At 42.5% G+C, this 3,455-nt stretch carries 3 protein-coding genes; 1 reads left to right on the plus strand and 2 read right to left on the minus strand.

Annotated features, from left to right (window positions below; translation table 11 throughout):
* Positions 1-1,520 (minus strand): DUF6398 domain-containing protein (locus VN429_RS11970; RefSeq protein WP_325633641.1); only part of this gene is annotated, 1,520 nt, incomplete at its 3' end.
* A gap of 231 nt (positions 1,521-1,751) precedes the next feature.
* Here VN429_RS11970 and fdhD point away from each other — a divergent pair.
* Entirely contained in the window at positions 1,752-2,534 is a 783-nt protein-coding gene (gene fdhD / locus VN429_RS11975; protein WP_325633643.1) for a formate dehydrogenase accessory sulfurtransferase FdhD, read from the plus strand.
* Positions 2,535-2,630: 96 nt separating this feature from the next.
* On the opposite strand, the gene modA is transcribed toward fdhD, so the two are convergent.
* A partial coding sequence (gene modA / locus VN429_RS11980) for a molybdate ABC transporter substrate-binding protein (protein WP_325633645.1) occupies positions 2,631-3,455 on the minus strand: 825 nt, incomplete at its 5' end.

Consider the following 3,455-nt stretch of genomic DNA (forward strand, 5'->3'; position numbering starts at 1 on the left):
TTTTTAAATGGATCTAAATTCTTCATCCTTGAAGTAGAAAATTCAGAGTCCCAATAATCATTCATACCGATACTATCCCTGATCAATTTTGCTTTCTGTGAAGTTGTACTCTTACTGGTGCCAAAAAAATCGCAGATATCATCAGCAGACTGGAAAGGCTCAAATGATGAGTCGAACAGAAAATTCATCTGCCCAACTGCGTATACAATCCCGGCAGCCCAGATATCACTCTTACCCCTGCTGAATTTTGAATCTCTCTTTCGCGCTAATTTACCTGCAACGGCCCTACAGATAGTCGCATATTCTCCATCAAGCCGCTCTTTGCAGAAGTCATCTGTCAGGGTAATGACGGCTTCATACTTTTCCTGTTGCTCTTTCGGTATCCTGGGGGATTTATCAGATCCACCAGACGGAAGCAGAACATCTATTCCCTTTGAAGCGACTAATTGTGCTATCTGTTGTACCTGGTCACGGTCTCCTGATTGGAGCATATCAATAAAGATTTTTTCACCATGCATCTCAAGAAATGCTCTTATTTTTTCGTCATCATCAATATCTATACCAGAACGTAAGAGATGCTTAGCAAGTATTCCCATCATAAACCCATGAATATCAGATGATTCAGAAATGACACGTTCCTGCAATGGAAGGATGGCTTCAGCAATCTCCAATGCATTGGGTTGCAAATTTTTTTTTGCAAGAAATGTAAAAAAAGCATGAGCAATGGGGATAATGAATTTTTTTGTTCTTGGGTCCATCGGACAGGGAATTAAATTATTTTCGATAGAATTGAAGATGTCTGATGCATTCCACTCATTGGGATTTGGATTCTCTTCAACCAGTAAACCTGCCATGGTAGAAAGAACCTCAATTACATCTGACCCCGTAACTTGGTCAAGATCAGAAACATAGCGTGAATCAGAAAATGGAAGTACCCATGATGAAAGGATGAAACCAAGCGCTTTCGTAACTTTTGGATCTACCCCTTCCATCATTCGCTCACCTGTTTTTAGGAAATATTTCAATACCTCTTCGGAATCATCCGGATCTACACCTTCATCTTCAGCAGTGATTAATAATGCTTTACGCATGCTATAAAGCTCAGGATCATCCATCATCTCGTAAAAATCATACTTCCGGGTCTCAATACCCTTTGCGATAGTATTTGCTTTAGGAAGGCTTTTTGATCGATGGAGATACCTGAAGAACTGAATTAGCACCTCTGGAAAAGAATCGATGTATTCTTCATCACGGAAGAGACTTCGCGGAAAATCCACCATCAGGCATCGTTCTACCTTATCCATTGTCCACTCTGATGGTGTGCAATCCTGGTAATATAAGAGAAAACCGGTCAGAACAGTAACGATATCACGGACGTACTCAATGTCTTCTTCTTCGAATTCTTGAAATTCCGGGCTTTTTGTAAAATTATTAACCCATGCTCCTGTTAGATCAAATGCTGGCACAGAATCCCGTGGGAATGCCGTAGGGTAATGATCAAGCATAGCATTGTACCTCATCTCCTGAAGTGATATTCTTTTTTTATTGTTGTTACTTTTATTGTGGTTATCATATTCTGAATGATCCACGCAGAACGCTCAACAGGTCATGCGTACGGCGAATCGCAACACAAGCACTGCTTGGCCATAAACAATCTGGAGCATAATGCCCTTACCTCGTTCCTAAGTAAAATATGTAATATCAGCAATACTGAGGTAATATGCGGGTACCTAAGTACCTCTGGAGTTGTAATGACAGAAGAATTATCGATAACCGTTCCCTGCATCAAAGAGATAGATCATGCTTTTTCTTCTTCTGATCATGAGGTGGTCATTGAAGCCCCCTATGCCCTCTGGGTCAATGGTAGACAGATCCTGAATGTCATGACAAGTCCCAGCCGGCTTGAGGACTTTGTCGTGGGATATCTCTACACTGAAGGTATGATCAAACAAGTTGATGATATTGAATCCTTACAGATTGAAAAACAAACGATTCGTGTCCTTACAGCTGGAAAAGTAGTCATCAGGGAGGGGAAAAAGACTATCCTTTCAGGATGTGGCGGTGATTCATCTTTTCTGGATATAAAAAAACTACCCAAAGTCACTTCAGACATTGTGATAGATCCTGCATGGATTCATCAGGCATTGAAGTTAGTTCTTGATTCCGATCTTCATGTCAGAACCGGAGGGATTCATGTGGTTGGTCTTGTTAGCAGTGACGTAATGATAACAAAGACTGAAGATATCGGACGCCACAATGCCCTCGACCGGGTTATCGGATATGCACTCCGATCTAATTGGGACCTCTCCCGGACCTGTGTTCTTATTTCTGGCAGAATATCTTCAGAAATGTCACGAAAGTGTATACTTGCAGGTATTCCTATGATAGCATCCCGAGGAGCTACTACTTCACTTGCAATAGAAATGGCACAAGCAACCGGGCTTACCATTATTGGGTTTATCAGAGGTGGTAAAATGAACATCTATACATCACCCCAGCGTGTAACCGGTGCACAGATCAGTAATTCAGAATAATAGGATCAGGCGCCAATATCAACATTTTTTTCTAGAAAAAAAAGATCAGCAGATGAATAAGTATCCTCTGCCTTTTCATCCGGATTTGAAATTATCTTATACCGGGCTGAACTTGTACTCTTTCAGTGCAGTCTTTCCATCATCAGAAGTCAGCAATTTTACGTAATCTTTTGCAAGATCCTTCTGCTTTGATTCTGTGAGAACACCTGCATTGTACTTTGCTACTACATTGAGGTTTTCTGGAATTTCGATGATCTTGATCTTATCTGCAAGCTCTTTGGAGACATCTGAGTAGTAGGTGATTCCTGCGTCTGCTTCACCGAGGGAAACCTTAGTGGTTGCACCAGCGACGTTGGTCTCTTCTGATACGATGTTCTTCTTGAATGCATCAACAAATGCCTGACCATAGGCAGTGTCGTTGACGGTCTTGTTCAACATCTGCTCGGTGTACTTGCGGACTGGTACATCCTTGGTCTCACTTACAATCTTTACGCCTGGCTTTGCAAGGTCAGCAAGTCCGGTGATACCAGCGGGGTTGTCTGCTGGGACAATGAGTGCGAGTTTGTTGGTTGCATAGGGTGTAACATCATCTTTGCTGATCAGGTTGGCTTTGACCAGGTTGTTGATGTTAGAGTCACTTGCGGGAAGGAAGAGGTCAGCAGAGGCGCCCTCTTTGATCTGGGTTTCAAGTGTTGCGGAACTGTCGAAGTTCGGTGTGATGGTAATCCCTGGATGTGAAGCCTCAAATGACTTGTCAAGGTCACCAACTACACCAGTAAGGGAAGCCGCTGCAAAGATAGTCAGTCCAGTCTGATTTGTGTCTGCAGCTGATACACAGCCGATCTGCACTGCAAGAAGAAGCAGCACGAGCCCGACTGCAAGATACGATACATTCATCTTCATAATAGCACTCCGAAATAC

It is taken from the genome of Methanospirillum sp., assembly GCF_035560735.1.
GTDB lineage: Archaea > Halobacteriota > Methanomicrobia > Methanomicrobiales > Methanospirillaceae > Methanospirillum.